The 4,594-nt window shown below is 69.3% G+C and carries 3 protein-coding genes; all 3 read right to left on the reverse strand.

Annotated features, from left to right (window positions below; all coding sequences use genetic code 11):
• Window positions 1–995 (reverse strand): MFS transporter (locus tag D183_RS0117650; RefSeq protein WP_017910166.1); only part of this gene is annotated, 995 nt, incomplete at its 3' end.
• Between the two features lie 91 nt (window positions 996–1,086).
• On the reverse strand, window positions 1,087–2,427 hold the full coding sequence (gene xylA / locus D183_RS0117655; RefSeq protein ID WP_017910167.1) for a xylose isomerase: 1,341 nt from the start codon (window positions 2,425–2,427) through the stop codon (window positions 1,087–1,089).
• Window positions 2,428–2,462: 35 nt separating this feature from the next.
• Window positions 2,463–3,956 (reverse strand): xylulokinase, encoded by a 1,494-nt coding sequence (gene xylB, locus D183_RS0117660; RefSeq protein WP_017910168.1) that lies wholly within the window; start codon window positions 3,954–3,956, stop codon window positions 2,463–2,465.
• Window positions 3,957–4,594: the final 638 nt, after the last annotated feature.

Genomic DNA, 4,594 nt, shown 5'->3' on the forward strand with positions numbered 1-4,594 from the left:
ACCCGGTCGATCAACACCACGGTGATCAGGCAGGCACCGATGCTCAACGCACCGGACAGCACGTTGATCAACAACGCATCGCTCTCGGAGAAACCCACCGCCTGCCACAGCACCGCGCCGTAGTAGAACACCACGTTGATGCCGACCAGTTGCTGGAAGGTGGCCAGGCCGATGCCGATCCACACGATCGGGCGGATCTTGCCGGTGACCTTGCTGACCAGGTCCGACAGCCGCGGCGTGTGCTGGTCGGCCGACAGCGAGGCGGAGATTTCGGTCAGCTTGGTCTGCGCCGTGTTGGCGCCGTACAGCCGGGTCAGCACCGCCAGCGCCTGCTCGCGGCGGCCCTGCACCACCAGGAAGCGCGGGCTCTCCGGAATCGCCAGCAACAGCAGCAGGAACGCCGTGGACGGCAGCGCCTGCATCCAGAACATCCAGCGCCAGGCCGGCTGCCCCAGCCACAGCGCCTCGGTGGACGCGCCGGCGGCCTTGGCCAGCAGATAGTTGCTGAGGAAGGCGCAGAACAGCCCGCCGATGATGGCGATCTGCTGCACCGTGGCCAGGCGCCCGCGGTAGCGCGCCGAGGCGACCTCGGCGATGTAGGCCGGCGACATCACGCTGGCCGCGCCCACCGCGAAACCGCCCATCATCCGCGCCAGCACGAACACCGCCGAGTTGTGCGCCGCGCCGGCGCCCAGCGCCGACAGCAGGAACAGCGCCGCCGAGACGATCAGCACCGTGCGCCGGCCCCAGCGATCGGCCAGCGAACCGGCCAGGAACGCGCCGATCGCGCAGCCCAGCAGCATCGAGGCGACCTCGAAGCCAGTGCCGGCGGAACTGGACTGGAAGGTCTGCTTGAGGCCATCGACGGTACCGTTGATGACGCCGCTGTCGAAGCCGAACAGGAAGCCGCCGATGGTGGCGACGCAGCTGATCAGGATGATGAGGCGGGTGTTCTCGCCGGCATCGGCGTGGCGATCGATCGGAACACTGGACATGGGTTCACCTGGTGGCGTGCAAGAGGGAGACGGCCGGCGCGCGGGAAGGAGCATGCGCGGCGGCGGCACCGGGCCGCCGCCGCACACCGGTTCAGCGCAGCAGGTACTGGTTGATCAGGTTCTCGTAGGCTTCCTGGCGGCCGCTGCGCTGGGTCGGCTCGCCGGCCTGCGCGGCGTGCGCGGCCAGGTCCGCCAGCGTGCTCTTGCCGGCGGCGAAGGCCGCACCGGCGCCGCTGTCGAAGCTGGCGTAGCGCTCGCGGCGCCACTGCTCCAGCGGCGAGGCGGTGAGCAGCGCGTGGGCGACTTCCAGGCCACGCGCGAACGCGTCCATGCCGCCGATGTGGGCGATGAACAGGTCCTGCGGATCGGACGACTCGCGGCGCACCTTGGCGTCGAAGTTGAGTCCGCCCGGGGCCAGCCCGCCCTGCCGCAGCACCACCAGCATCGCGCCCACGGTGTCGTACAGGTCGACCGGGAACTGGTCGGTGTCCCAGCCGTTCTGCGGATTGCCGCGGTTGGCGTCGATGCTGCCGAGCAGGCCGGCATCGCTGGCCACCTGCAGGTCGTGCTCGAAGCTGTGCCCGGACAGGGTGGCGTGGTTGGCCTCGATGTTGAGCTTGAAGTCCTGGTCCAGGCCATGCTGGCGCAGGAAGCCGACCACGGTGGCGCTGTCGAAGTCGTACTGGTGCTTCATCGGCTCCATCGGCTTGGGCTCGATCAGGAAATTGCCCTTGAAGCCGATGCTGCGCCCGTAGTCGCGGGCCAGGGTCAGAAACCGCGCCAGATGCTCCTGCTCGCGTCGCATCTGCGTGTTGTGCAGGCAGGCGTAGCCTTCGCGGCCGCCCCAGAACACGTAGTTCTCGCCGCCCAGTTCCACGGTCGCTTCCAGCGCGGCCTTGACCTGCACCGCCGCGCGCGCGACCACGTCGAAGTCCGGGTTGGTCGCCGCGCCGTTCATGTAGCGCGGATGCGAGAACAGGTTGGCGGTGCCCCACAGCAGCTTGACCCCGGTGTCGGCCTGGCGCTGCCTGGCGATGCCGACCATGTGCTTGAGGTTCTTTTCGTACTGGCCGATGTCCTCGGCGTCCGGCGCCAGGTCCACGTCGTGGAAGCAGTAGTACGGCACGCCGAGCTTGGTGAAGAACTCGAACGCGGCATCGGCCTTGGCCTCGGCGCGGCCCAGCGCATCGCTGCCGGCGTCCCAGGGATAGGCGCGGGTGCCGGGGCCGAACGGATCGGCGCCGTTGCCGCAGAAGCTGTGCCAGTAGGCCACGGCGAAGCGCAGGTGCTCGGCCATGGTCTTGTCGCCGATGCGCTTGCCGGCGTCGTAGACCTTGAACGCCAGCGGATTGTCCGAGGCCTTGCCTTCGAACGGGATGCGGCCGATGCCCGGGAAGTATTCCTTGGCGCCGGTGTAGACGGAAGTGCTCATCACGAAGTCCTGGTGCGTTGCGGGGGAAAAGGGAATCACGCGGCGTACAGCGGGCCGATGGCCTGCAGATGCCGCTGGAAGCTCTGGTAGTGCGCCTGGTACTGCGCGCCGCGTTGCGCATCCGGCTGCGCGGACCGCGCCGGGTCGTCCTGCTGGTGCTGCAGCACCACCTCGGCCAGGCTGGCGCGGTCGCCCTGCGCCCAGCCATCGGCCCACAGCGCCTGCAGCGCGGCGCCGAACGCCGCGCCCTCGGCCTGCGCCGGCACGTGCACCGGCAAGCCGAAGAGGTCGGCGATGAGCTGGCGCCAGCCGGCGCTGTTGCTGCCGCCGCCGGTGAGGGAGATGGCATCGAACTGCAGCCCGGCGTCGACGAAGGCGTCGAAACCGTTGCGCAGGCTGTAGCTGGCGCCCTCCATCGCCGCGCGATAGAAATGCGCCGGCGTGGTGTTGTGCAGGTCCATGCCGGTCAGGCAGCCGCGCGCGGCCGGCAGGTTCGGGGTGCGTTCGCCGTTGAAGAACGGCAGCAGCACCAATCCGTCCGCACCGGGCGCGGTGGCCGCGAGCAAGGCCTCGCCCTGCCCGGTCTTGATGCCGAACAGACGCGCGATGGTCTCGGTGGCCACCGTGCAGTTCATGGTGCAGATCAGCGGCAACCAGCCGCCGCTGGAGGAGCAGAACGCGGCCCAGCGTGCGTCCGGGTCCACCACCGGGCGCTCGGCGTAGGCGAACAGCGTGCCGGAGGTGCCCAGGCTCATGCTCAGGCGTCCCGGCACCACGTTGCCGGTGCCGATCGCCGCCATCATGTTGTCGCCGCCGCCGGTGGCCACGCGGACCTCGCGCGGCAGGTTCAGCGTCTGCGCCGCGGCGGCGGAGAGAAGGAAACTGGTCTCGGTCGACACCAGCGGCGGCAGCGCCGCGGCCAGGTCGCGCTGCGGATCGATCGCCTGCAGCAGCGGCACCGACCACTGCCGGGTGCGCACGTCCAGCCAGCCGCTGCCGGAGGCGTCGCCGACTTCGGCATAGCGCTCGCCGGTGAGCCAGAAGTTGACGTAGTCGTGCGGCAGCAGCACTGTCGTCATCGCCGCGTAGGCGTCGGGACGATGCTTGCGCGTCCATGGCAGCTTGGAGGCGGTGTAGCCGGCCAGGATCGGATTGCCGGCCAGCTCCACGCAGCGCTGCGCGCCGCCGACCGCCTCCATGATCTCCTCGCACTCGCGCTGGGTGCTGGTGTCGCACCACAGCTTCACCGGCGCGGTGACCTGGCCCTGCGCGTCCAGCGGCACGAAGCCGTGCTGCTGCCCGGACACCGCGATGGCCCGCACCTGCGCCCGCTGTTCGGCGCTCAGTGCGGCGAAGCAGGCGACGACGCCGTCGATCCACCACTGCGCCTGCTGCTCGCGGGTACCGTCGTCGCGGCTGATCAGGTCCAGCGCATGGCCGTGGGTGGCCACCACCTGCCGGCTGTCGGCATCGTAGGCGAGCAGCTTGACGCTCTGCGTGCCCACGTCCACGCCGATGTACAGACTCATTGCCCTACCCGCCACATCGTGCACGCACCCAGTTCCATCATCGCTCCAGAAGAAAGGCCGGCGTGCGGGGACCGCCCGCCGTGACGCCGAGTGTAGTGCGCACTGCACGCATCACGCAGCGGCGCATGATGACGCTGCGCGTCGCGCGCTGCCAGGCGGCCCGAGCGATGACGTACGCACGCACCGGATCCAGCCACCCTGCAGCCAATTCACGGTCAACGGATGCAGAAGCAGGACACGGATCGAGCCAACGGATGTCATTGCATGCAGGGACGGCCCGTCGCATGCGCGACACGATGACGACTGGCGCGGTCTCGACTCTGCGCAGGAGGTGTCTACACACGGCACCATCTTGATGCGCTGCATCAAACCTGCGCGCAGGGTGTGAGCATGTTGCACCGTTGCGCATTCGATGCATCCCTTCTCCTCATGGACCATGGCCCGCTTCGGGGGAAGTACCCCAGGGAGCGGATGAAGCGCTGCGCTCCGGACCCTCACCCCAACCCCTCTCCCGGGGGGAGAGGGGCTTAAGCGCACCGCGGCTGCTTCGTTGTCACCGTCACGATCACGCCCACGCGTGTGAACACGCAGCCCCTCTCCGATTGGGGGAAGGTGCCCCGCAGGGGCGGATGAGGGTA

This window comes from Xanthomonas sp. SHU 199, from assembly GCF_000364665.1.
GTDB lineage: Bacteria > Pseudomonadota > Gammaproteobacteria > Xanthomonadales > Xanthomonadaceae > Xanthomonas_A > Xanthomonas_A sontii.

Bases quoted from the DNA above. Each gene is read 5' to 3' on its own strand.
- xylB (WP_017910168.1), bottom strand. From the start codon at position 3,956: ATGAGTCTGTACATCGGCGTGGACGTGGGCACGCAGAGCGTCAAGCTG.
- xylA (WP_017910167.1), bottom strand. From the start codon at position 2,427: ATGAGCACTTCCGTCTACACCGGCGCCAAGGAATACTTCCCGGGCATC.